This is a genomic window from Pseudoalteromonas sp. P80D2 (assembly GCF_036680945.1).
Classification (GTDB): Bacteria; Pseudomonadota; Gammaproteobacteria; order Enterobacterales; family Alteromonadaceae; genus Pseudoalteromonas; species Pseudoalteromonas shioyasakiensis.
In genome coordinates, this window is record NZ_JAZDAR010000028.1 from 106,783 (window position 1) to 133,158 (window position 26,376).

A 26,376-nucleotide genomic window follows, 5' to 3' on the forward strand; every position below is an offset into this window, starting at 1 on the left:
CATGAGCACCGAATTACTGATCAACGTTACACCGAGCGAAAGTCGCGTTGCGCTTATCGAAAATGGCGTACTGCAAGAAATCCAACTAGAGCGAATTGGCAACCTTGGGATCGTGGGCAATATTTACCTAGGTAAAATCAGTCGCGTACTACCGGGTATGCAGGCTGCGTTTGTCGATATTGGCTTAGAGAAAGCCGCCTTTTTACATGCATCAGACATTGTAAACAGTGCCTCAATTGTAGAAGGCGTTGATGAGCAGCCAATCAAAAAAGTACAAGATATTCGTGAGCTTGTGCGCCAAGGCCAACATATCATGGTGCAAGTGGTTAAAGACCCGCTAGGAACCAAGGGCGCGCGCTTAACAACTGATATCACTATTCCTTCTCGTTATTTAGTGTTTATGCCAGATGCAACACACGTAGGGGTAAGCCAGCGCATTGAAACGGAAGAAGAGCGTTCGCGTTTAAAGAAAATTGTTGCCGAATATGGTGATGATGACGGCAGCTTTATTGTTCGTACTGCAGCAGAAGGGGCGTCGGAAGCTGAACTACGTCACGATGCTGAGTTCTTGAAAAAACTGTGGCAAAAAATCGTCACCAAGCGCAAAAAAACCAGTAAAGAAAGCATCTTGCATGAAGACTTAACACTGGCGTTTCGTACTCTACGTGACTACGTAGGTGAAGATATGGAGCGTATTCGTGTTGACTCAAAACTAACCTATCAAGAGCTTAAAGAGTTTACTGAAGAATTTGTACCGCTGTTATCTGGAGCACTAGAGTACTACCCGGGTGAGCGACCTATTTTCGATTTATTCGATGTTGAAACCGAGATCCAAAAAGCGCTACATCGTAAAGTTGAGCTTAAATCGGGTGGTTATTTAATTATCGACCAAACCGAAGCGATGACAACCGTTGATGTAAATACCGGTGCGTTTGTTGGCCATCGTAACCTCGAAGAGACCATTTTTAATACTAATATCGAAGCGACCTCAGCGATTGCTCGTCAGCTACGTTTACGTAATTTAGGCGGCATCATTATCATCGACTTTATTGATATGGTTAGCGATGAGCATAAACGTCGAGTCTTGCATTCACTTGAGTCTGCACTTGCAAAAGATCGTGCAAAAGCCAACATAAACGGCTTATCTGCACTAGGCTTAGTAGAAATGACCCGCAAACGGACCCGCGAAAGCTTAGAGCACATTCTTTGTGATGTGTGTCCTGCGTGTTCAGGGCGCGGCTCACAAAAAACAGTAGAAACGGTTTGCTACGAAATCTTGCGTGAAATCGTTAGGGTAAACCGTGCTTATGCAGCTGATAAGTTTATGGTTTACGCAGCTCCTTCGGTAAGCGAAGCATTGATCAACGATGAGTATCACAACCTTGCTGAGCTGGAACTATTTATCGGTAAGCAAGTCAGTATTCAAACAGAGAGTTTATATAACCAAGAACAGTTTGATGTGGTAATGATGTAATGAAGGCAAAAACGGTCTGCTTTTATTGTTTACGTAAGTTATGGCAAGTATTTGCTATTACTCTCGTACTGCTGGCCGTTATTGTCTCTGTGGTTAAGTATTCACTGCCATACGCAAATGATTATAAAGACGATATAGAAGCGTTTTTGTATGAACGCTTTGATGTAAATTTAGCAATTGGCTCAATTTCTGCCAGTTGGCATGGGCAAGGCCCTGCCTTAGTCATCGAAGATATTTCCTTTGAAGATAACCAAACCTCACCAATAGCACTCACCATTGATAAGGCTAGCCTTGAAGTTAACTTATGGGAATCAGTAAAAACCCGTCAGCTTAAATCGAACTATTTTGTGATCAATGGTTTTCATGCTGATGTTGATTTACCCACTATGCTTGATTTGGGGAATAACCAGCAAACCAGCAACTTTGAGCAAAAAGAACTAATTGAAGGCTTATTCCTTGGTGAAACGGGTCACTTTGCGGTGCAAGATAGCAGCCTTAATTTTACCCTTAATGATGGTAAAGAGCGCAAGCTGATCCTCGAAAACATTGTCTGGCAAAATACCCCAGAGCAACATCAAGGCTCGGGCACATTAGCGTTACCAGGAATTTCGGTTGGTAGTTTTGACGCTCGCATGGCGCTGAATGGTTCGACTCTTGAGACCATGGCTGGCGATATCTATGTGCAAGCAGCTAACGTTGATGTATCTAAGTGGCTGGCGCAATATATTAATACCGACAAGCAGCAACTTACTTCAGACATCAATTTACAAACCTGGTTTAGTCTTGAAAAAGGCCTGATCAGCGATGTAAAAGTGCAGTGGCTACCGAGTTTCATTAACTGGCAACAAAACCAAGAAGCGCACCAAATTAGTTTAAGTGAAGGTGGTTTTCATTTATTTCCAAAGCAAAATGGCTGGCGCTTAAAAAGCACCGGGCTCACCTTTGAAAGTGACTTAAAACAATGGCCAACCTTACAGTTTGAAGCTCAACTTGGCGATAAAAGCCAAATTTGGTTAAAGCAATTTGATTTTGCATTGCTGGCAAAGTTATCGCAGTTAAGTAACTTTGAAGTACTTGCCCCGTTTTTAGCCCGTCAACCCAATGGTCAGTTAAGTGATGCCTATCTTGAGTTGGGTCAGCAAGATAACTGGCAACTTTGGTTTCAGGGCGAACAAATTAATTGGCTGTCACTGCAGGGCATTCCTGGCGGTCAGGCGATTCGTGTTGATGGCTTAATTAATCAATCAGCTGGGCGAATTCAGTTATATGGCGAGAACAATCAACTGCTAACGAACGGCAGCTTTAGCCAAGATATTGCCTACAATCAATTAAATGTAGAACTTGACCTTCACCATTACGATGATGGCTGGCGCATTAGTAGCAATAATATCTGGCTTGATAACGACGAAGTTACTGTGGCTGCAGAGATGATGCTAAGCCTGACCGATGAACCGCGGTTAGATTTATATGCCGAAGCCTATGCCCCTGATGCCAAAGTCGCTGGGCATTATTTCCCGTTACCTGTAATGAGCGAAAAGCTAGTTAATTACCTAAATGGTGCAATTAAGGGCGGTGAAGTTAATAAAGCTCAAGTGCTGTTCTCGGGGCCATTTAAAGGGTTCCCGTTTAAAGAGCAGCAAGGTCAATTTGAAGTGTTAGCGAATGTTGAAAACGCTAAATATAAGTTTTCACCAAGCTGGCCAGAAGTTGAAGATGCCAACGTCATTTTACATTTCGAAAATGAGCGCATGGATATCTATAGCAAGTCGGGCAAGCTGGTTAACCTCGCTTTGGGGGAGAGTGTTCATGTCAGTATTGCTGATTTAATGAATGCAGATATCCTAAAAGTTGCCATTAATAAACGTGCTCATGGCGATAAGCTTAATCCATTTTTTACGGCCACTCCGCTTGCCAAGCCTTTGGCGAGTGTTTTTGAAGTTGTGCAACCGCAAGGCGAAGCGACTGCCGATATTGAGCTGTTAGTAAATTTACGTTCGGGTCATGTTGATGCGATTGGTGAAGTTGAATTGGCCAATATTCCAGTTTATCTTGCACAGCCAGGTATCACCCTTAACCACATGACCGGTATTGTTAAGTTTAATAACGATAAAATCGACTTAAAAAATGCCAAAGCAGATTGGATGGGCATGGCACTTACAGCCAACTACAACAGTGAAAATGTGGCTGATACCTATCGCGCCGAAATTGCGGTAAAGCTGGGCCTTGAAGCTGAGCCTTTAATTGAACAAGCTCATGGTTTATTGGCCGGTTACTTAAGCGGCCAAAGTGATGTAGATATTAATGTGTCGCTTAACTTTTTACCGAATGACTTTAATTACCGCGCCGATGTCAGTGGTAATTTAATCGGTGTGACTAGCCAGCTGCCTGCACCTTATAACAAAAGCGCAGAGCAGAAATGGCCATTAACCGCAGTGGTACAGGGCGACCGTATTTCTAACTTGATCACCGCGAATATCGATGAGCAGTTATTCTTTAATGCGATTTTAGATAACGGCGAAAAGAAATTTAGTAATGCCCATTTAATTTTAGGTGCACAAGATTTAGGGCTTAATCGTGAAGGTTTTGCGGTATCAATCGATTTACCAGAAACCGAAATAGTGCCTTGGTTTGGCTTAATTGATCAAATTATTGCGCTTACCAAAGTTAAGTCTGATGCGCCAAGTGTGATGCCTGCATTCAACAACGTAACGGGTAAATTTAATAAACTGGCACTACACAATATCGACTTTAATGATTTTGAATTTCGCTTAGCACCAAAGCAATCAGATTTAGAGTTAAAGCTAAATGCTAAAGAATTACGTGCCGATGCGCTTATTCCAACAGGTGAGACACGCAGACCAATTCAAATTTTTACTGACTACCTGCGTATTAATTTTAACGAAGCCACAGAGCAAACAGAGCAAGACTCAGAACCAGAAGATTTAAGCTGGTTAACCCGAGTCCCAGCCATCGAGTTTAACTGTGAAGATTGTAAAGTGGCTGAGTATCAGCTCGATAAAATTAAAAGCAGCTTAGTTGGGGAGAACGATAAACTCTTGTTCACTGAGCTGGTCATCGACAAAGGCGATCACGTATTACGTGGTAAAGGGCAATTTGCTGATGGGCAAACACGCTTTAGCGGTAACTTACAAAGTGACGACATTGGCGAGTTATTTGATGAGTTTGATATCACCACCACAGTAAAAGATTCAGATGCCAATATTAAGTTTGATCTTGCTTGGCAAGGCGCACCTTATAGCTTTGATGTACCAAGTTTAGCTGGTGAATTAGATTGGCGTTTAGGTGAAGGGCACCTTGCAGAAATAAGTGATGGTGGTGCGCGAGTATTCTCTTTACTGAGTTTAGATTCGTTAGTGCGTAAGCTGAAACTGGATTTTAGAGATGTATTCTCGAAAGGCTTTTTCTATAACAGCATGCAAGGCACCATGCAGCTAGAAAAGGGCATAGCTTACACCCAAGATACCAAGCTTGATGGTGTGCCTGCCGATCTAACGATTAAAGGCCATACTAATTTAAACACCTTTGAAATTGATTACGACCTAGCGGTTGCACCACAGGTGACGTCGAGTATTCCAGTGATTGTGGCATGGATGGTTAACCCTGTAAGTGGTCTGGCAGCGCTGGCAATCGATAAGGTGATTCACTCGGCGCGGGTGATTTCAGAGATCAACTTTAAAGTAACAGGTAGTATGAACGATCCTGTTGTGAAAGAAGTGGATCGTAAGAGCCGTGAAGTGACGTTACCGCAAGCCGCGCAAAGCCAGCCGCAGTCGTCGACGCAACTAAAATTAAAAGATGCCGCATCTTCAGCGAGTTTAGATAACAATGAAGGCTAACCCTCACCCACAGGTTGTTGCAGTGCAAATGTGCTCAAGCATGAATGCTGAGCAAAACCTCGCTTTTTTAGCACAGACATTATCAACCCTTCCTGCAACTCGGCCATTGCTAGTGTGTTTACCCGAAAGCTTTTTGATCTTTAGTAAGCAAAGCCAAGCAAGTTATGAACTAGGTCTGCAAAGTGAGGCATATAAAGCGAAGCTTGCTGATTTATGTAAGCAACATGATATTTGGTTAGCCGCTGGCACCCTGCCTGTTTCACAGCAAAATGGTAAGTATTTAGCTGCCTCGTTTTTATTTAACAACCAAGGCGATGTGGTTGCGCAGTACAATAAAATTCACTTATTTGATGTGGATGTTGCCGACACTACGCGCAGTTACCGAGAGTCTGATGCGACGCAAGCAGGCAACGATATTGTGGTGGTCGACTCGCCATTTGGTAAAATTGGCTTAGCAGTATGTTATGATCTACGTTTTAGTGGCTTATTCACCGCCATGCAGCGCCAAGGGGCTGAGCTTATTTTAGTGCCCAGTGCCTTTACCACAGTCACCGGCGCTGCTCATTGGCATATTTTATTAGCTGCGCGGGCAATCGAAACACAATGCTATGTGGTTGCCGCAGCACAGTGGGGCGAGCACGAGAATGGCCGCCACACTTATGGTCACAGCATTATTATTTCACCATGGGGAGAAACGCTCAGTGAGCTTGCCTCTGGTACCGGGTTTATCAGCCATGAGCTTGATTTAAACCGCTTGAATACAATTCGCCAAGACATGCCTGTGCAGTCTCAGCAACGATTTAGAGAGCATTTATTATGAACACGGTTGAACAGCATTTATTACATGACAGCCAACTTACGAGAGAAGAATTAGAAAAAACGCTCGCTTTTATTCATCAGCACCAAGTGGACTATGCCGATCTGTATTTTCAATCGAGTCACCACGAATCTTGGGTGCTTGAAGACGGTTTAGTAAAAGAAGGCTCATACAACGTTGAGCGTGGTGTGGGTGTGCGTGCTGTTAGCGGTGAAAAAACCGGTTTTTCATACTCAGATGCGATTAACCTTGAAGCGTTAAACAAAGCCGCAACGGCAGCGCGCAGCATTGCCAATGCTGGCGAAAACAAAACGATTCAAGTATTCAGTGATGTTGCTGCTAAAGAGCAGTATGCACCGCATCAACCAATTCAAAGCATGAGCAACGATGACAAAGTAAGCCTGCTACGTGAACTTGAAAACTATATTCGTCAATTAGCGCCGGATGCTGAGCAAGTGATCAGCTCAATGTCGGCGGTTTATGAAGAAGTGTTAATTGCTGCAAGTGATGGCACCTTTGCCACCGATATTCGCCCGCTTATTCGCTTAAATTGCTCAGTGTTACTTGAGAAGAACGGCCGTCGTGAGCGCGGTGGTGCAGGGGGCGGTGCGCGTTTAGATTATGGCTATTTTAAAGAATTAGTCGATGGCAAACCGCGTTGGATGGAATACGCTGAAGAAGCTGTTCGCCAAGCAAAAGTAAACCTAGAAGCAATCGATGCACCTGCGGGTAGTATGGAAGTCGTACTAGGCGCAGGTTGGCCGGGTGTGTTACTACACGAAGCGGTAGGCCATGGTCTAGAAGGTGACTTTAACCGTAAAGGCGCATCAGCGTTTAGCGGTAAAGTAGGTCAAAAGGTGGCATCTGAGCTGTGTACAGTCGTGGATGATGGCACTATTGCTGATCGTCGTGGTTCATTGAACGTGGATGATGAAGGGACACCAGCTGCGTATAACGTGCTTATTGAAAACGGTATTCTAAAAGGCTACATGCAAGATAAGCTAAATGCCCGTTTGATGGGTGTAAACCCTACTGGTAATGCGCGCCGTGAATCGTACGCTCATTTACCTATGCCACGTATGACCAACACCTATATGCTAGGTGGCGAGCACAGCCAAGCCGATATCATCAGCTCGGTGAAAAAAGGTATCTTTGCTCCTAACTTCGGTGGTGGCCAAGTGGATATTACGTCGGGTAAGTTTGTATTTAGTGCTTCTGAAGCCTACTTAATTGAAAACGGTAAAATCACACAACCTATCAAAGGCGCAACACTGATTGGTAATGGCCCAGAAGTGATGCAGCAAATTTCGATGGTAGGTAACGACTTAGCGCTTGATAAAGGCGTTGGCGTGTGTGGTAAAGATGGCCAAAGCGTTCCTGTAGGAGTGGGCCAACCTAGCCTTAAAATTGATAACTTAACTGTGGGTGGTACGGCTTAATAATCCTCACTAATAGTTAAAATGAACGCGAGGGTAATCCCTCGCGTTTTTGTATTAGCTAAATAGCATCCATATACCTGCGGCAATCATAAATAAGTTTTCACTCAGAGAGATAAAGCCGAGCGGCACATTACTGTCGCCACCAACACAGGCACATTTCAGTTCTCGTTTATCGATATACACAGCCTTAATAACCGATATCGCACCTATACCACCAATAAATAATGAAAATGGTGCAACAGCTAAGGCGGGTAATTTAGCCACCATACCTATCGCTACATACGCCTCGATAAATGGATAAACATAGGCGTAGGGCACGACACGCATGGCTAGTAAGTCATAGGTAATAAATGAGTTAGAAAAGCTGAATAAATCTTGCAGCTTTTGTATCGCTAATACGGCCATTGATAATGCCACGAACAGCATCAGATTTTGCATAGAAAATAAAGCTTCACCGCTGGCATAAGTAAAACCGCAGCTTAGTAACATGGTCACTGCAAAAATCGCTAATACAGGGGTGTAACTAGTACCTTGCTGACCTGCCTCGGGCAGATTAAAAAAGTCGCGCAAATCATCGTAACCGCCAATGCGTTTATCATTGATAAAGGTTTGTGGTGTGGTTTTTACATCATGCTGCTGTTTGAATTCGTCAGTTTGCTCACGGCTGGTTAAGTGACGGTCATCAACATCGTAACCATGACGCTCTAATAAATCTTTTGATTTTAAACCGAATGGGCAAATATGCTCATCGGTCACCATGCGATATAAAATTGCAGACTTAGACACAGTGCCTCCTTGTAAAAATGCCTTGAGTACTGCGTAAAAGTTGCTTAATTACACAGTAAATAAGGGCAAATTCTTGCTATAACTGGTTACTTAATTAACAGCTACAAGGTTTGTGCCAGCTTTAAGCATAAAAAAACCTTGTGGCAGCACCACAAGGTTTTAAAATTGACTCGCAACTTGCAACTCGCAACTCGCAAAGCTAGTTTATCTCATCGTTACAAACTCTTCTGAGCCAGTCGGGTGAATAGCCACAACAGCATCAAAGTCTGCTTTGGTTGCGCCCATCTTCATTGCAACAGCAAAGCCTTGGATCATTTCATCAACGGTAAAGCCAATGCCGTGTAAGCCAACAACTTTTTCGTCTTCGCCAGCACACACTAGCATCATGTTACATGCTTGACGGTGCTGAGTAACTGCTGTGTACATTGCTGCAAAGCTTGATTTATATACTTTAACGTTATCGCTGCCGTATTGATCAATCGCTTGCTGCTCTGTTAAACCAATTGTGCCGATTGGTGGGTGGCTGAATACCACTGTAGGTACTAGCTCGTAATCCATTTTTAAATCATCAGGTAATTCTTTATTGAATAAACGCTCAGATAAAATGCGACCTGCTTTAACGGCTACTGGCGTAAGTTCAATACCGTTTTCGATGATATCGCCAACTGCGTATACGTTTTCAGCTGTAGTGTTTTGGAATTCGTCTACTTTAACGTAACCACCTTCAGTTACTTCAACACCTGCCGCTGCAAGGTTGATCTTGTCAGTTGTAGGTGTACGGCCAATTGCCCAAATAACTTCATCAACGTTTTGGCTGTGACCATTTTCAAAGTGAATTGTTAAGCTACCATCGCTTTCTTTAACCACTTCTTTTGGTGTGCACTCAGTGTGAAGAGTAGGGCCTTCTTTTGCCATAATATCGACAAGCGTATCAACGATGTATGGGTCAAAAGTACGTAGTGGTTTGTTTTTACGAACAAACAGATGTGTTTCTGTACCAAGGCTATGAAGTACACCTGCGATTTCAACGGCAATGTAACCAGCACCAACCACCGCAACACGCTTAGGCTGTGCGTCTAGCTCAAAGAAGCCATTTGAATCAATACCAAGCTCAGCGCCTGGGATGTTAGGAATAGTAGGGCGACCACCAACAGCAACAAGGATATGGTCTGCCGTGTATAGCTCACCGTTTACTTCAACTGTTTTGTTATCAACAAACTTAGCAAAGCCATTGATTACAGTTACACCATTGCTAGATAAGTACTTGTTGTAACCTTGGTGAATACGGCCAATATACGCTTCGCGGCTTTCAACTAATTTAGCCCAGCTGAAGCTTTTTAATTCAACATCAAAGCCGTAGTCAGGTGCATACGCGTTAATTGCTTCAGCAATTTGTGCGCCGTGCCACATAACTTTCTTTGGAACACAACCCACGTTTACACAGGTGCCACCCATGTGTTTTGCTTCAATAAGAGCGACTTTTGCGCCACGCATTGCTGCACGGTTTGCAGAGGCAATACCGCCACTACCACCACCAATTGCAATGTAATCAAAATGCTGAGCCATAGTTTGTCCTCAAAAATAGATAATTCTTTATTAATTAATCGATTTAGTAATAAGTTGATAATAGCATAATAAAGACCAAGGTTAAGCCCCTTGTATTTCATCAATTCGCCCCAACTTCAAAATCATCTTCGCATAAAATTTGAGAACGAAAATGACAATTGCAGAAAATAACCCACTCATTGGTTTAGAAGGGCTTCCGCCGTTTTCTAAAATTAAACCAGCACACGTAGTGCCAGCATTAAAAGCAGCGATTGCTGAGTGTCGTACCAAAATAGATGAGGTACTGGCAACTAAATCATACACATGGAATGATTTGGTGCTTCCGCTTGAAGAAGCTGATGACAAGTTATCACGCTTATTTTCACCGGTATCACATATGAATTCTGTCGTTAATAACGACGAGCTACGTGAAGCCTATGAGCAATGTTTGCCGTTGTTATCTGAGTATTCAACGTTTGTTGGTCAGCATCAAGGTTTATACGATGCTTACAACGCGCTTCACAATAGTGACGAATTTAAAACACTAACGATTGCCCAGCAAAAAACCATTACTAATGCACTGCGCGATTTTGAGCTCTCTGGTATTGCTTTAAAGCCTGAGCAACAAAAGCGTTATGGCGAAATCAGTGCGCGTTTATCTGAGCTGGCCTCTAAGTTTGGTAATAATGTAATGGATGCCACACTCGCTTGGCAAAAGCACATTACAGATGAAAGCGAACTGGCTGGTTTACCAGAGTCTGCGTTAGCCCTTGGTGCTGATACAGCTAAAAGTAAAGAGCTAGATGGCTGGGTATTCACGTTAGATTTTCCATCTTACTTACCAATCATGACTTATGCTAATAACCGTGAGTTACGTGAAGAGTTTTACACTGCGTTTGTGACGCGTGCTTCTGATCAAGGCCCTAATGCCGGTGAGTTTGATAACTCTGCTATTATGAGCGAAGAGCTTGCCCTGCGTCATGAACTTGCCGAGTTACTTGGCTTTAACAGCTACGCTGATATGTCATTGGCGACTAAAATGGCAGAAACGCCAGAGCAAGTTTTCTCATTCTTAGAAGATTTAGCCGACAAATCAAAACCGCAAGCTGAGCAAGAGCTTGCTGAGCTAACAGCTTACGCAAAAGATAAGCACGGTGTGACTGAGCTGGCTGCATGGGACTACGCTTACTACGGCGAAAAACTTAAGCAAGAAAAATACGCGATTTCTGATGAAGTACTGCGCCCATATTTCCCAGCTAATAAAGTTTTAAGTGGTTTATTCACTACTGTAAATCGTTTATTTGGCATTAACGTAAAAGAAGTCACAGAGTTTGATACTTACCACCCTGATGTACGTTTTTTCGAAATTTACGATAGTAGCAATACTTTACGTGGCCGTTTTTATCTAGATTTATACGCTCGCGATCGTAAGCGTGGCGGCGCATGGATGGATGACTGCATGGGTCGAAAAGTACGTGCAAACGGCGAATTACAAACCCCTGTTGCGTACTTAGTGTGTAACTTTAATAAAGCAGTGGGTGATAAGCCTGCCTTGTTTACCCATAACGAAGTGACTACGTTATTCCATGAGTTTGGTCATGGTATTCACCATATGTTGACACAAGTTGATGCTGCGCCAGTTGCAGGTATTAACGGTGTTGCATGGGATGCGGTTGAGTTACCAAGCCAGTTCCTTGAAAACTGGTGCTATGAAGAAGAAGCGCTGAGCTTTATTTCGGGTCATTACGAAACAGATGAGCCGTTACCAAAAGAGTTATTAGATAAACTCCTAGCTGCGAAGAACTTCCAATCAGGTATGCAAATGCTGCGTCAGCTTGAGTTCTCGTTGTTTGACTTTACTATTCACCATACTTACAAAGCGGGTGAGCCATGTAATATTCAAGCAACTCTTGATGATGTGCGCAGTAAAACGGCCGTTGTTAAAGCGCCTGCATTTAACCGCTTTCAGCATGGCTTTAGCCACATTTTTGCGGGCGGTTACAGCGCAGGTTATTACTCTTACAAGTGGGCTGAAGTACTTTCGGCTGATGCGTTTTCTAAATTTGAAGAAGAAGGCATCTTTAACCCAGCAACGGGCGAAGCTTTCTTAAAGAACATTTTAGAGAAAGGGGGTAGTGAAGAGCCGATGGAGCTATTTAAAAAGTTCCGAGGACGCGAACCTCAAGTTGATGCACTACTTAGACACAGCGGCATTGCTGCATAATAAAGTTTGTTGATCTAAAGCGCCGTAAGGCGCTTTTTTTATTAATATTTCTTCGCAAAATCACGCTCTCGTACTATCCTTCTTAAAAAAGAGTTTATAGGAATTAAGCATGTCAAAACTTGTATTAGCCATTGATGATGATAAATATATCCATCATGTGATTGAGGAATCGCTATCGGGCTTTTGCACACTGATCCATGCTAAAAATGGCGACGAAGGATTAAGACAGGCGTTAAAGTACAACCCTGATATCATCTTACTAGATATCGAAATGCCGGGTAAAACGGGCTTTGAGGTATGTAACGAATTAAAAGCTAACCCGCAAACAAAAGACACGCCTGTGATGTTTTTATCGGGTAAAGCTGACCTACCAGACCGTGTAAAAGGTTATAACGCGGGTGCAGCTGACTACATTGTAAAACCATTTAATGCTGAAGAACTGATGGCACGTATTCGCGTGTTATATCAATATCGTCAGCACTCTAAAAAGCTTAAAAGTGATGTAGAGCGAGCGCAAATCACTGCCGAAATCGCGATGACAGATTCAGGGGATATGGGTCGTATAATGCGCTACGTTGGGCAAAGCTATCATGCACACGATATCAAAGCCTTATCTGAGCATATGTTTGAGTTTTTTAATCCGATGGAGCTCGATGTCGTACTGGCGTTTTGGTATCAAGATGTAGGCATATTTTGTAGTGCTGAGGGCGGGGTGTGTCCACTTGAGCAAGAGCTGCTCGAAAAACACCGTGATGCAAATCGCTTTGTTGATTTTAGCCATCGCACTATTATTAATTACCCTAAAGTGTCGATGCTGATCAAAAATATGCCACTTGATGATGCCCAGCTTTATGGTCGTTATAAAGATCTATTTCCGCATATTCTTGAGGTGACTAACGCCAAAGTACAAGATATGGAAAACAATGAGCGGGCACTGACTCAGGCGCAGCAAATTGGTAACTCGTTTAATGAGTTATCTGATCAAATGTACCAAAACAGTGATTCGCGCGAACATGCTGTAGAGAAATTTGCCGCCCAACTTGATGAGCTAAATAAGTCTATTGAGCAAAGTGGTTTATCGGGCAGCGACGAAGTCGCATTTCACTTGCAGCAATTAAAGCAAACTCAGCTAATATTTACCTCACTGAATGAAGACTTATCGTTTATAAAGTTTCAGCTAAAACATATTATCGAATCGCGTAGTGAGCTTTTAGCGAGCTTACAGAAAATGGCTGAGCCGAGTGAGACCGAAGATGTGACCTCACAAACGGATATCGAGCTATTTTAAGCCATGCTATACTGGCGGCGAATAATATAGCTCGGAGTTTTGCGTGGTAATTCATTGTCCTTTTAAAGAAATGCGTCCTTATTTAGATGCGATTGAACAGCGTTTTGGTTTGGCCGAATGGGCTGAACAAAATGCAGGCTTTTCGCTTCATTATGACGACCAAGGTCTTAGCCTGAAGAAAAAGGACGAGCCAAAACTTGGTGCTATTCATGTTGATTTTGTAACGGGTGCTGCAGCTCATCGACGCAAGTTTGGTGGTGGTAAAGGACAGGCTATCGCAAAAGCGGTTGGGTTAAACAAAGGTGCCACGCCAGTGGTGCTTGATGCCACTGCAGGCCTTGGCCGCGATGGCTTTGTACTGGCATCACTAGGCTGTAAAGTGATTTTGCATGAGCGCCACCCAGTGGTAGCTGCACTATTATTTGACGGCCTAGAACGCGCCTATAACGATGCTGAAATTGGCCCTTGGATGAAAGAAAACATGAGCCTAGTGTTTGGCTCAAGCCATACTTTACTGGCGCAGTGTAGTGATACACCTGATGTTGTGTACTTAGATCCTATGTTTCCTCATCGTGAAAAATCAGCCCTAGTTAAAAAAGAAATGCGAGTATTTCAAGAGCTTGTTGGCGGAGATAGCGATGCCGATGATCTATTAGAATTTGCTTATCCGCTTGCTAGTAAGCGAGTCGTTGTGAAGCGCCCTGATTACGCCCCATTTCTAAATGACAAAACCCCGAGTATGCAAATCAAAACCAAGAAGAACCGCTTTGATGTATACGTAAAAGCTGCAATGGTCTGATACTAATCCGCAATATTAAGCGAATTGGTATTTATTTAACCCTTTTGGGTTAGTTGTTATCGCTTTTACCTGTTATTTTTTACGGTTTACATCAAATTGTCATAAAAGGTTAATATTCTACGCGCGTAACGTTACTTGGGAATATCGTTTATGCGCGTGTCATCATTTACTCGGCTATTGGCCGTTTTACTCACACTCGCCAGTATCTTACTGGCAGCCACCCTGTTCTGGGCTAGTCAAACCTTACTCGGCTTAGAGCAACAAGATAACGCTTATAATAAGCTGAAAAACACCATCATTATTGATTTAAAAAGTTACCTTGATGATTATTTAGAGCAAGGTGACAGCCAACACTTAAATAAAGCCTCAACGCTGATAAGCGATGTTAAAAAGCAGCATTTAGCTGAGCTACCTAAAGATCTAGCGGGTCAACTAAATAGCCAACTTACGGCCCTCGATAAAGACATTAACGGTAAGTATCGCGCTTTAGGTAAGCTATCGGGTAACGAAATGGCACTGCTCGATAACTCGTTAAGACAAATGGCAGGCTCTGCCTCTTCGTTAATTGGCTATGCAAGTAAAGCACAGCCGCAAACAGCGCTTGCGCTTGAATATTATCAACTTGCTGCTGACTACTACAGCGAAGTGACATCACTTGCTTTATATACTTACAAGTTAGTGATCAACTTTGAGCAAGATACTAAAAACAGCCTTAATCAAAGTGTTGAAAACTTAAATGCCCTTGCTACTAAAATCGACAGACTCGAAAACCTAGGTGTAATGAGTGAAGTGGATGAAGACGCTTTATTTTTTGGTGAAGAAGCAGAAGATTTAGCCGGTGATATTAAAGCTGAGCTAACAAGCTGGCCTAAACGTTTCCCTCGTGATTTAGCATCAACACTTGAGCAAGCTGAGCAACGACAAACCGGCATGCAAGCACTGCGCGAACAAATCGGCGCGTTGTCTGCAACGGTGCTCGGTGCAGAGCAAAAATTAAAAGATGAACAAAGCCAGCTTAAGCAACAAGTGTTTATCGTGTTTTGTGTCGCTATTGGCATGCTGGTGGTTTTAGCGGCGGGTGTGTATTTTGTACAGCGCAACCAAGTGCTTAACCCTCTGCGCCAATTGCGTGATGGCTTTGCCTTCTTGATTGAAAGTAATGAACTTAAAAACATTGAGAGTAAAAACCCGAAAACCGAGGTTGGTGAAATTGCTCATTACTTTAATCAATTGATTGAACGCCAGCGTGGTGAGGCAGAAGAGCGAGCACAAATGCTTAAGGTTATTAACGACTTTATGCTAGAGATGAGCGAGCACTTACATACCATTGCTCAGCAAACGGACGCCAGCCACTCTCAGGTTGAACAAAACCAAGGTTTACTTACTGATATTCAACACATTGGTGAGCAGGTTAATAACATTAATGGTCAAGTTGCTGATAACGCCAAACAAACCTTTGGTGCGATGGAGCAGAGCTTAGGCTTTGCCGACAGCATGTTAACCGCAAGCTCTCGCACTGAAGAGCGCGTTGAGCAAGGTCTAGATAGCTTAAAAGAGCTATTAAAAGGCGTTGATGATGTTGGCCAAGTTATTGAGGTGATCAAAAACATTGCTGAGCAAACAAACCTACTGGCATTGAATGCGGCGATTGAGTCGGCACGTGCAGGTGAGCATGGTCGAGGCTTTGCGGTTGTCGCTGACGAAGTACGAAAGCTTGCAAGACAAACACAAGGCTCGCTTGATGACATCAATAATCAGCTAAACCGCCTAAGTGAAAACTCAACCATGGTATCAGAGCAAATTAGTGCACTGGCTACTGATGCCGAGCTACAAACACAAAATGCTCAAGAGCTTAAACGTAACTCAGAAGGTGTTGCCGATAACGCGCAAGATGCTAATAAAGTCGCGTTTGATGCTATGGAGCTTGCTAAACAGCAAAATGCCTTACTCGAAAACTTTAGCCAATCAATGCAGAGCATGAAAGGGCAGGTAAGTGAGTCAAACTCACTGGTTAGTGATATTCAGCATCGCCTACAAGAGCAAATGCACACCATTAAAACCAGTTTAGGTTTATAACTCTTCAATGGGCGAGCAATGGTTTGCATTGTTTGCCCTTAAATCATGCGGTATTCAATTTTTTGGGTATATACTCTGTACTCTTATTTTCTTTCAAGGAATTACAATGATCGAACAAGGCCAAACTTTACCTGCAGCAACCCTTAGTGAATTAACTAGCGAGGGCATGCAAACCCTATCAACAGAGGCATTATTTGCAGATAAAAAAGTAGTGTTATTTGCGGTGCCTGGTGCATTTACGCCAACCTGCTCAAATGCTCACTTACCTGAGTTTATTACGCTAGCCGATAAAATTACCGCGAAAGGCGTTGATGCAATTTACTGCGTATCGGTGAACGATGCATTTGTAATGAAAGCATGGGGTGAAGCTCATAACGCTGAGCATATTCGTATGTTAGCCGATGGTGATGCAAGCTTTACTAAAGCACTTGGTCTAGATAAAGACACAGCTGGCTTTGGTGGCGTACGTTCAAAGCGTTATGCGATGATCGTTGAAAACCAAACGGTAACAGGGCTGTTTGTTGAACAAGACAAAGAGTTTGTAGTAAGCCGCGCTGAAGCTGTTCTTGAAAAGCTTTAATAGCAATATAAATACAAAAAAGCCGGACGTAAGTCCGGCTGAAAAGTCCCAGGGGGATACTGGGGAGATCAACTATTAAGGTTGATACTGTGCATCCAATGTTACACCAGAGAAAGTACGGTAAGCATTTAAGCTTAAGTGCCACGTACCTGCTTGTGGATTACTGAATGTACATGTTTCTGCGTTACCGTTTTTGTACGGACGACAGTCATAGCTAGATGACGTTGGTTGGCTACCAAACTTAACGAATAAGTCAGCATCACCTGAACCACCAGACGTCGTAACAGTGAAGCTTGCCATACCTGCTGGTACTTCTAGTGTGTAATGTTTCCATTGACCAGCACTTGCAGAGATATCAGTCACTGTGCCGCCACCTGCTTGTGGTGAACCTGAGCCTGAACCACCGCCAGAAGTTGTTAAATCACCCACAAGGCTAACACCTGAGTATGCAGAGTAACCATTGAGCATTACATGGTAAGTGCCTGCTGTTGGGTTATCGATAGAACATACTTCGTTGTTACCGCCTTTATACGGGCGACAATCATAGGTTGACGTTGTTGGTGCGCTACCTGCACGAACGTAAAGGTCAGCATCACCTGTACCGCCACTCATTGTGAAGGTTACGTTAGTTGCACCTGTTGGCACTTCCATTGTGTAGAAAGTTTGGCTGCTAGCAGAGCCACTTAAACCTGTTAGGGCTTGACCATCTTCTAACACATTGCCTGTTGGTGGTGGCGGTGTTGTGCCTGATGCTGCTGCCACAGCGGCTGCTGCATCAACAATACCTGTACCACAGCTTGTACATGTTGCCGGGAAAGAACGAGTTGTTGATTTTAAGATGCTTTCGATTTCATCTGGCGTTGCAGATGGTTTAGCTTGCTTGATTAGCGCTGCTACACCCGCAACATGTGGTGCTGCCATCGATGTACCTTGCGAGTAGTGATATGAATCGCTGCTTGGGCTTGTAGAGCCTGAGTTGTGTGTTGATAACACACCTTCAGAGTCATTCGCAAAGCTTTGTGCGCCACCCGGTGCTGCAACATCAATGTTGCTACCGTAGTTTGAGTAATAAGCACGACCACCGTTACGACCAACAGATGCAACGTTTACAACACCATTACAGTTACCTGGGTTGTAGTTTGCAGAGTTATCGTTATCGTTACCCGCAGCGATTACGATCACAGTGCCGTTGTTTCGTGCTTGGTTGATAGCGCTTTGTGTTGTAGAGCTACATGAACCGCTACCACCTAAACTCATGTTGATAACATCAGCAGGGTTAGCGTTTGCTGGTACGCCAGAAACTGAACCACCTGAAGCCCAGATAATACCGTCAGCGATATCAGAAGTTAAACCACCACATTTACCAAGTACACGTACAGGAACTACTTTCGCATCGTATGCAACACCGGCAACACCTTCACCGTTGTTAGTTACTGCCGCAACAGTACCCGCAACGTGCGTACCGTGCCAGCTTGAGCTTTGCGCACCATGTGTGTAACCACATTCGTTAGCGCTGATTGCATCACCCGGATCGCGTGCATCGCTATCACGACCACCCCCATCGTTAGCTACAGACACGTTAGAGATCATGTCATAGCCAGGAAGGATGTTGGCATTTAAATCAATATGTGGGCGGTAACCTGTATCAAGTACCGCAACAACCACACCGCTACCCGTTGCTGTATCCCACGCAGTAGGAAGGTTAAGACCACCCGCTTGCTCGTAGTAGTGCCATTGGTCGTCGTAACGTGGGTCGTTAGGCGTTGCAAATGGCTTTAACATTTGGTCGATTTCGATGTATTCAACGTTACCTGATGCAACCATCTCTTGCATGAATTCTTGTGCTTCTTGAGCAGAAAGTTTTTTATCAGCACGCATTACGTGGTGATTACTCATCGCCATTGCACGAACATATTGTGCTTTTACTTTACCTTTTTTACTGGTGAAGTTTTTAACAAAGCCTTTTGCTTTTTTGTTCATCATAGTCGGCGTTTGTTCTGCTGCCGACATTGTCATCATTTCATCACTGTTGTTTTTATACTTGATGATGAATTGTGTACCAAAGCCTTCTTGACCTTGTAATTTCGCCGCAGTTTCCTGCATAGATGGTGACATTAGTTGGTTTGGAGTAGCCATTGCTGCCGTCGTCCCAAACAACGCAGTCAAGCTCAGTGCAATTGCGCACTTCTTCAAGTTGTTGTTAGTTGTCATAATGATCCCTAGATTGTTATGTAAATCTCCACGATATTTTTCGCGAAGGGGGACAAAGGTAAAATAAATGTAAATTTAGTTAAAATATCGTTTTATTATGGTTGTCTCTATTTTGGTTATAACTAAATGTATAGACGTCTAAACTAGTCTTTTAATGGTGTTTTTCTACGCATTTCTCATAATAAAGTTATAATTTTACGGTTTTGAGTTTTTACTTTATTTCGTTTTTTGGTTTTATCTTTTTTGTAAAAACACCTCAGTGTTAACACAGCAGCGACAATAACTTGTTATAATCAGCTAAATTTTTTAGTGAGTATGAGTAATGAACCAAGTAGATGTAATTGTGATAGGCGCCGGTGCCGCAGGTTTGATGTGTGCTGCACAAGCAGGCTACCGTGGTCGCAATGTTACTGTGCTTGATATGGGCAAAAAGCCGGGCCGTAAAATATTAATCAGCGGCGGCGGGCGTTGTAACTTCACCAATGAAAACGCAAGCCCAGACAACTACTTGTGTGGCAACCCTCACTTTGTAAAATCGTGTCTAAGTCGTTATACCCAGCATGACTTTATAGAGCTGGTGGACCGTCACGGCTTGGCCTATCACCATAAAACGCTGGGCCAGTTATTTTGTGATAACAGCGCTCAAGATATCGTCGACATTCTTTTAACTGAGTGTGAGTGGGCGGGTGTTAACATAGCGCTGCGTAACGAAGTACTCAGCGTGACAAAAACCGATGCGGGCTATGAAGTTATTACTGAGCAAGACAGCTATCAATGTGAGTCGTTAGTTGTCGCATCGGGCGGATTAACCATGCCTAAGCTTGGGGCATCACCAATTGGTTATAAAATTGCCGAGCAATTTGGTTTAACAGTGCTGCCAACTATGGCGGCATTAGTGCCATTTACGTTACACCAGCATGATAAAGATCGCTTTGATGGGTTATCGGGGATCAGCATTCCTTGTCTGGTTACCAGTGAAGATGGCACCCAGTTTAAAGAAAACATCTTGTTTACTCATCGCGGCCTGTCGGGCCCAGCTATTTTACAAATCAGCTCTTTTTGGCGTGCAGGGCAAACTGTGTACATCAACTTGTTACCCGAGCTCGATTTAAAACAGCAGCTTGAGCAGTGGCGTCAAAGCCAAGGGCAAAAGTCACTAAAAAATACCCTTGCGACAATTTTACCAAAGCGTTTTGTTGAAATGCTGCATGACACGAAAGCGATCCCAGATTGCAATGTAAACCAACTAAGCCATGCGCAAATCGATGCGTTACATGACTACACTCACAATTGGCAAATTAAACCCAACGGCACAGAGGGTTACAGAACAGCCGAAGTCACGCTTGGCGGTGTAGACACCGACGAGTTAAGTTCAAAAACCTTCGAAGCGAAAAAGTCACCGGGCCTTTATTTTATCGGCGAAGTCACCGACGTCACCGGATGGCTAGGCGGCTACAACTTCCAATACGCCTGGAGCTGCGGCTTTGCAGCAGGGCAGTATTGTTGATTTGAGTTGCGAGTTGCGAGTTGCGAGTTGCGAGTTGTAAGGGGAAAGATGTTAGTGGTTAGGTCATAGGGATTAGTCTCTAGGAGTTAGGCTCTAGGTACTAGGCTAGCACTTGCTTGTAGGTCGTGCTTTAGCGCGTTTTTTATGACGCCATAAATGACGACCTACATAACTTTATTTAGATTCGATACATCTTTTCCCACCTTTCTCTCCTCAAGGAGCTGCATTCTTGAATATACAAACCACGAATTAAAACTACGATTATGTTTAGAACATGCTCTGGTTATAACTCACACATATGGCAAGTGGTTAAGTAAAACCATTCGGGTTAAGCTAAATCACTTTCTGATCCATGCATGAAAAGTAAGTTGAAAGGTCCCTTCCTTGGGAATACATAAAATAATAATGATGTGCGTCAAATAATTTTTATTTAACACATTTAATGTATTAAGTGATAGTGTGAAATTATCTTTAATAGCTATGGATGGTAATTATGTATATAAGTGAACTGGTTGTTGAAAACTTTAGATGTTTTGGAGAGGGAAGTGACAAATTAAAGCTTCCACTGCAAGTTGGACTGAATACGCTTGTTGGTGAAAACGATGCTGGAAAAACGGCGATCATTGATGCATTGAGAATGATTTTTGGTACTAGGGATCAAGAAAGCCTTAGAGCTACTGCTGAGGACTTCCATTATTCCTCTAAAGGTATTCAGGCCGAGGAATTTTCCATAAAAGTTCTCTTTATTGATTTATCTCTCGCTGAGCAGGGGTATTTTGCTGACTATTTAACTTACCAACCTGAGATTGAGCAGAACCCAGTTGTTTTAAAAATTACGCTAAATGCAGCTCTTCGCAACGGAAAAGTGCGAACTACAGTTTTTGCAGGTCTTCCAACTTCAGCAAGCGGGTTAAAGGAAATAGATGCTGAAGTGAGAGATAATCTTCGGGCTACTTATCTTAGACCGCTTCGAGATGCGGAAAAAGAAATGGATGCTGGGAGAAACTCACGAATTTCAAAAATATTGAGGAAGCAATCAAAAATAGACCTTGGGGAAAATGAAATTGATTTAGCTTCAGTATCTGAAGATAAATTTGGTGAAGTTATTGATAAAATTGGTGTTGTTGGTATTGCTCGATTGGTGAATCAACTCTTAGAAAGGCAGCCTGCAATAGCTGAAACTACAGAAGTCCTTAATGCAAATTTTTTGAAGCCTCTGCAGATGTCAGGAGATAACCTCAGTGCTAAATTAGGTATAGGGCCTGATTCAGATGAAGAAGTACTTAAAAAACAGATGCTAGAGAAAATAGGTATTTCTTTGGATAATATTGGTGGTAGACGTGGGTTAGGTTCAAATAATCTATTGTATATTGCGTGTGAAATGCTTCTTCTCGCAGACTCCAAAGATGAACCTGCTTTGCTGATTATTGAGGAGCCAGAAGCACATTTACATCCTCAACGACAGCTAAAGTTAATCCAGTATCTCCAAAGCAAAGTGCAAAAACATAGAGACGAGCACAATGTTCATTTACAAGTTGTGCTATCAACTCATAGCCCAACATTAGCTTCAAAACTACCAATTAAATGTATGACAATGGTTAATAAAGGTAGAGTGCTTCCTTTTAATGCTGCAGGTCTGTTACCTGAAGATGATTGCATTTTTTTAGAACGCTTTATTGATGCTACAAAATCGAACTTATTTTTCTGTCGAGGGGTGATGATTGTTGAAGGGGACGCAGAGAATTTATTAGTTCCCTCTATAGCCAAGCTACTAGGTAAAGATTTCACAGAAAACGGTGTGTCTATTGTCAATGTTGGACATACAGGGCTTAGTCGATATGCAAATATATTCTCTGGTACTGAGACTTATCCTAACCCAGGTATTAATGTTGCGTGTTTACATGACTGGGATTTAATCCCTTTTCCGGCTGCTCGAGAGCTTGAACTTGAAAGCGTAAAAAACAAGACACAACTCGATTTTCTTTGGGATAGTGCTAATGAAGCAATCAAAAATGGTGGAATCCCCAACTTTGAACAACTAGACGCAGATTTCCCAAAGAATGTGATTTCTAATTTCGAGGGAAATACATTCGATACACTGAAAATTGAGGCAGCTAAACGTAATTATAAAGGGGCTTTTGTTAAAGGCTTTTATTCTGGCCCTTGGACGTTGGAATATTCTCTAGCATATCATGGCTTAGCTGAAGAGGTTACAGTAGCTGCGTGTTTGGCTAAAGCTGAGCATTCGACTCTGTATGATAATGCTAATAAAGCGAAAATAGTGACTGCAGCTAAAAGTTATTATGGATTCTTAAAGAGTCAATATGCTGATATCAGCGTATTGGCGGGTAAAGTGTATGAACTTTTCTTGAACCCAGTTAGTGTATCTGACTATATAGATGATGAAAACTCGTCACTTATTATGAAGAAAAAGGCTTCAAAAGCAGCTGCAGGCCAACACCTTGGAGTATTGCTAGAAGATTTAGATGACAAGCTGTTGTGTAGCCATGGTTCGAAATATGATCGTATAGCATACTGGAAAGGGGCGCTTCCGGATGCATTAGTTGAAGCAATCAATCATGTGACTACTGCAGTGAGCCCTTTACCCCTAGAGGGCGCTAGTGATGAATAGTATACGATCGCTTCTAAGCTGTAATCAGAATAGAAATGCTCTCCCTTTTTCTGCAGAAGATATTAAATGGGTAGAGTTACTTCTAGGCTTAACAAATGGCTTCGATCAGCATCAAATAGCCGTTCTACAAAATCTTGATGAATTAGATGTTGAGGCATGCCCAGGTAGCGGTAAAACGACGGTACTTGTTGCTAAATTAGCGCTATTATCACGTTACTGGACGTCCAAAACACAGGGGATCTGTGTCCTGTCTATGACAAATGCAGCAAGAGAAGAAATTCAGGAGCGTTTAGGAAGTACATATGAAGGGAAGAAGCTTCTTCGACACCCTCATTTCATAGGAACTATTCACAGTTTTTTTAGTGATTTTTTAGCTAAACCATATTTAAACTCAAAAGGCATTCCACTAGTAAGTATTGATGATGATCTGTGCCGCTCTCAAAGGCGTAAGTTACTTCAAAAAGATAATTACCTCCCCTTAACTGATCACTTTGTTGCAGAACAAGTTGAGAAACGCTTAGATGATATTCAGAGTTCGAAAGCTACTTCAAAAAAACATATTGAAGCTCAGGAATGGTTAGCTGATCACGAGAAGAAAGAAATATCAGAAAGAAGATTGGGCATCCCCATTTATTGGAAGATAGTTGATGAGTCTTATAACGCCGTTCGTGTGAGCGCTTTCGGAGGTGAAAAGCCGTTTGAGCTTTCTAAAGATCTATCGCTGTTACTTAAAAAGTGCATTGAAGAGGTTGTGAATAAGGGGGTATTTTGTTTTAGTGATATTTTTGTTTTCTCTGAAGCATTAATGAATACATCTGAAGATGTTTATAAAATAATTCGGGCGAGATTTCCTCTTCTATTCATTGATGAAGCGCAAGATACTTCATCATCCCAGGCTAAAATGCTTCACAAGCTATTTTTATCTGATATACCAAAGCTAAACACTGTCACTAGGCAAAGGTTCGGAGATGCTAATCAAACTATTTATACTTTTGAACCTCCTATGCAACCAGATGGTTTAGACCCGTACCCATCATCTAGCATTTCTAGATTGACCTTACCTGTTAGTCATAGGTTTGATCAAAGTATTTCATCAATTGCTGCGAACTTTGAGACAAACCCTTTAAATACTCCAATGCTGGGAGTGAGAGCGGCTTTAAATGGAGGTTGTAATCATTGTGTATTGATTTTTAGTGAAAAGACTAGAAGTAGTGTTATTCCAACATTTGCGGAGCTCCTATCAAAAGAACTAGCCTCTAGTGAGCTTGAGGCTGCAAATGTGAAGGTTTGTTCTCATGTACACAAAGAGAGAGATGGAGCGCCTTCAACTGCAGAGTTTGCAAGAACTATTAGGGATTATTACACGCCATATATTGCTGATAAGATGACAAAAGAGTACCAGCAGCATAGGTATTTAATTGATTACCTGAATCACGCCAGATATCTTATTAGGGATACCAAAAGCCTATTTGTTGGGATGGAAAAATTTGCCGAGGGAGTCTTGAGAGCTTGTTTTTTAATCGGTGGCGACAGTCACGATGATATTACAAAAACGAGTTTTTCAAAGATAAAGTCAATGACAAATAAGCATAGTGCCATTAAGCGTGAAGTTAGCGATTCTTTGTCAGCAGTCTATACCCAAGTTGTTATTCAGTCTTTGATTAACCAAAATAAAGTGGATGAACATAGCTGGCAAGCCCTTAAGAAAGTTTCACTCGAAGTGATAAGCGCCCTTACTAATAGATTTGATATTGACTCATCTAAAGTTAAGTTTATCGATTGGCATGACGGAGATCTTTCTCATTGTCATCTTGAAGAAGGTGCGGGAGAAAGAAATAATTTATATAAGCATAAGCTTATTAATAGTGAAGTCATTATTGAGCTTAAGCTTGGTACTATTCATTCGGTCAAAGGGCAGACACATACAGCCACATTGTTACTTGAAAGCACAAATAGGGGGCCGATACTTGGCCAATTGAAGCCTTACCTTCTCGGGGAACAAAGAGCTAATGAAGCTACTGGCTTCAAAAAAGATTGGCTAAATACGTTATATGTTGGATTAACTCGACCCACTCACCTGATTTGTTTAGCTATACCTGAATCCCATAAAAAAACTGCCACAAGTAATATCGATTGGACAATAGAGGACTTTGAAAAATTAAAAACTAAAGGTTGGAAAGTAGCTAGGATCAATAAAGAGCTTCAGTTGAACTTTATTTAGATGCTCTATGGGCAAACTTTATTGTCATTGCACATGATTAAAGTTTCTAGAAGATAGTTTTTAGGCCACTAGGTTAGCACTTGCTTGTAGGTCGTGCTTTAGCGCGTGGTTGTTATTAATGGAGTAATAGATGAATAAAGTATATAAATTTTATCCAGAATATGAAGATGAATCTATTACTCCGATTGATACCTCAGAAACGAGTTTATTATTCTATGAACAGCTTTAAAGCTTACTTATTATTTTGTTTTCTACTTGTGATCACATCTCATTCGCATGCTGATGATGTTAGTTGGCAGTGGCCATCAGATTTGGAAAAAGCGATATTGAAAGCAGATACCTCAGTGCAAAATATAGAGCTTGGTTCTTACTGGGATACACGTTATAGGGCTGCTGTATTTTCAGTTGCAAACTTAATATCAATCGGTTGGTCTAGTCGAGGGTTTAATCCAGAAATATACAACACGGTTTTGAATGATATTTGGAATAATACTAGTCAAAAGCACTTACTAAATGACAACTTAATTCGCTTATCTTCTCTAACGTGGAGGTTAAACCTTAAGAATAGATGCTTTGATGCTAACGTGAATAAAAGCCGTGCTCGTAAGTACATCATTAAAATGATTAACTCGGATGAGAATGTTTTAAAGGATTCTGCAATCAGTAGGCTCGGGTTATTAGGCGAACGTGAAGATGTTGATATGTTGATTGAGCTATTGATTAACAATCAAAATACCTTTGTTGGATCTTCTGCATTAAGCTCTCTTTTGCTTGTTGAAGGTGATTACGCGCTAGAAATGCTTAGGACTAATATACAAAAAGTCTCCAATGATTCTCTAAAGCAGCAGATTAACGAAGAGCTGTTGTGGTCAACTAATTCCGGACAGTGAATTAAGTTTTTCTTCTGCTATAGCAGGGGC

General features: G+C 42.3%; 16 protein-coding genes. 13 read left to right on the forward strand and 3 right to left on the reverse strand.

Annotation, left to right across the window (positions count from 1 at the left end):
* Nucleotide 1 precedes the first annotated feature (1 nt).
* From rng to tldD, 4 genes are read left to right on the forward strand one after another with little or no spacing between them, the layout of a single operon-like run.
* On the forward strand, nt 2-1,474 hold the full coding sequence (rng, locus tag VRK28_RS07585; protein WP_054563357.1) for a ribonuclease G: 1,473 nt from the start codon (nt 2-4) through the stop codon (nt 1,472-1,474).
* A complete protein-coding gene (locus tag VRK28_RS07590; protein WP_332393674.1) occupies nt 1,474-5,331 on the forward strand; it encodes a YhdP family protein in 3,858 nt (1,285 codons plus the stop codon). The genes rng and VRK28_RS07590 overlap by 1 nt, the downstream gene beginning before the upstream one ends.
* The gene (locus VRK28_RS07595; protein ID WP_130167283.1) at nt 5,321-6,151 is read left to right on the forward strand and encodes a carbon-nitrogen hydrolase family protein; all 831 of its coding nucleotides are present in this window, start codon (nt 5,321-5,323) and stop codon (nt 6,149-6,151) included. Before VRK28_RS07590 ends, VRK28_RS07595 begins: the two co-directional genes overlap by 11 nt.
* The gene (gene tldD, locus VRK28_RS07600; RefSeq protein WP_055021391.1) at nt 6,148-7,587 is read left to right on the forward strand and encodes a metalloprotease TldD; all 1,440 of its coding nucleotides are present in this window, start codon (nt 6,148-6,150) and stop codon (nt 7,585-7,587) included. The genes VRK28_RS07595 and tldD overlap by 4 nt, the downstream gene beginning before the upstream one ends.
* 54 nt (nt 7,588-7,641) lie before the next feature.
* On the opposite strand, the gene VRK28_RS07605 is transcribed toward tldD, so the two are convergent.
* Both VRK28_RS07605 and gorA read right to left on the reverse strand, forming a co-directional pair.
* The gene (locus VRK28_RS07605) at nt 7,642-8,373 is read right to left on the reverse strand and encodes a glutaredoxin family protein (protein WP_063529318.1); all 732 of its coding nucleotides are present in this window, start codon (nt 8,371-8,373) and stop codon (nt 7,642-7,644) included.
* Nucleotides 8,374-8,577: 204 nt separating this feature from the next.
* Entirely contained in the window at nt 8,578-9,939 is a 1,362-nt protein-coding gene (gorA, locus tag VRK28_RS07610) for a glutathione-disulfide reductase (protein ID WP_130167285.1), read from the reverse strand.
* Between the two features lie 151 nt (nt 9,940-10,090).
* On the opposite strand from gorA, the gene prlC reads away from it, so the two are divergent.
* The 5 genes from prlC to VRK28_RS07635 all read left to right on the forward strand — a co-directional run bounded on the left by prlC (nt 10,091) and on the right by VRK28_RS07635 (nt 16,885).
* On the forward strand, nt 10,091-12,142 hold the full coding sequence (gene prlC, locus VRK28_RS07615) for an oligopeptidase A (protein ID WP_332393675.1): 2,052 nt from the start codon (nt 10,091-10,093) through the stop codon (nt 12,140-12,142).
* A gap of 109 nt (nt 12,143-12,251) precedes the next feature.
* Nucleotides 12,252-13,430 (forward strand): response regulator, encoded by a 1,179-nt coding sequence (locus VRK28_RS07620; RefSeq protein ID WP_062565980.1) that lies wholly within the window; start codon nt 12,252-12,254, stop codon nt 13,428-13,430.
* Between the two features lie 43 nt (nt 13,431-13,473).
* On the forward strand, nt 13,474-14,229 hold the full coding sequence (locus VRK28_RS07625) for a class I SAM-dependent methyltransferase (RefSeq protein ID WP_130167287.1): 756 nt from the start codon (nt 13,474-13,476) through the stop codon (nt 14,227-14,229).
* 150 nt (nt 14,230-14,379) lie between these two features.
* The gene (locus tag VRK28_RS07630; protein ID WP_332393676.1) at nt 14,380-16,305 is read left to right on the forward strand and encodes a methyl-accepting chemotaxis protein; all 1,926 of its coding nucleotides are present in this window, start codon (nt 14,380-14,382) and stop codon (nt 16,303-16,305) included.
* A 106-nt stretch (nt 16,306-16,411) separates the two neighbouring features.
* Nucleotides 16,412-16,885, forward strand: a complete 474-nt coding sequence (locus VRK28_RS07635; protein ID WP_063529354.1) for a peroxiredoxin — start codon at nt 16,412-16,414, stop codon at nt 16,883-16,885.
* A gap of 75 nt (nt 16,886-16,960) precedes the next feature.
* On the opposite strand, the gene VRK28_RS07640 is transcribed toward VRK28_RS07635, so the two are convergent.
* Nucleotides 16,961-19,096 carry a S8 family peptidase gene (locus VRK28_RS07640; RefSeq protein ID WP_269408130.1) on the reverse strand — a complete coding sequence of 712 codons (2,136 nt, stop codon included), beginning with the start codon at nt 19,094-19,096 and terminating at the stop codon, nt 16,961-16,963.
* A 322-nt stretch (nt 19,097-19,418) separates the two neighbouring features.
* On the opposite strand from VRK28_RS07640, the gene VRK28_RS07645 reads away from it, so the two are divergent.
* From VRK28_RS07645 to VRK28_RS07660, 4 genes are all read left to right on the forward strand, one after another.
* The gene (locus VRK28_RS07645; protein ID WP_332393677.1) at nt 19,419-20,603 is read left to right on the forward strand and encodes an NAD(P)/FAD-dependent oxidoreductase; all 1,185 of its coding nucleotides are present in this window, start codon (nt 19,419-19,421) and stop codon (nt 20,601-20,603) included.
* 493 nt (nt 20,604-21,096) lie between these two features.
* Nucleotides 21,097-23,235, forward strand: coding sequence for an ATP-dependent nuclease (locus VRK28_RS07650; protein ID WP_332393678.1), 2,139 nt, complete (start codon nt 21,097-21,099; stop codon nt 23,233-23,235).
* On the forward strand, nt 23,228-25,456 hold the full coding sequence (locus VRK28_RS07655; protein ID WP_332393679.1) for a UvrD-helicase domain-containing protein: 2,229 nt from the start codon (nt 23,228-23,230) through the stop codon (nt 25,454-25,456). The genes VRK28_RS07650 and VRK28_RS07655 overlap by 8 nt, the downstream gene beginning before the upstream one ends.
* A gap of 215 nt (nt 25,457-25,671) precedes the next feature.
* Entirely contained in the window at nt 25,672-26,346 is a 675-nt protein-coding gene (locus VRK28_RS07660) for a hypothetical protein (protein ID WP_332393680.1), read from the forward strand.
* Nucleotides 26,347-26,376: the final 30 nt, after the last annotated feature.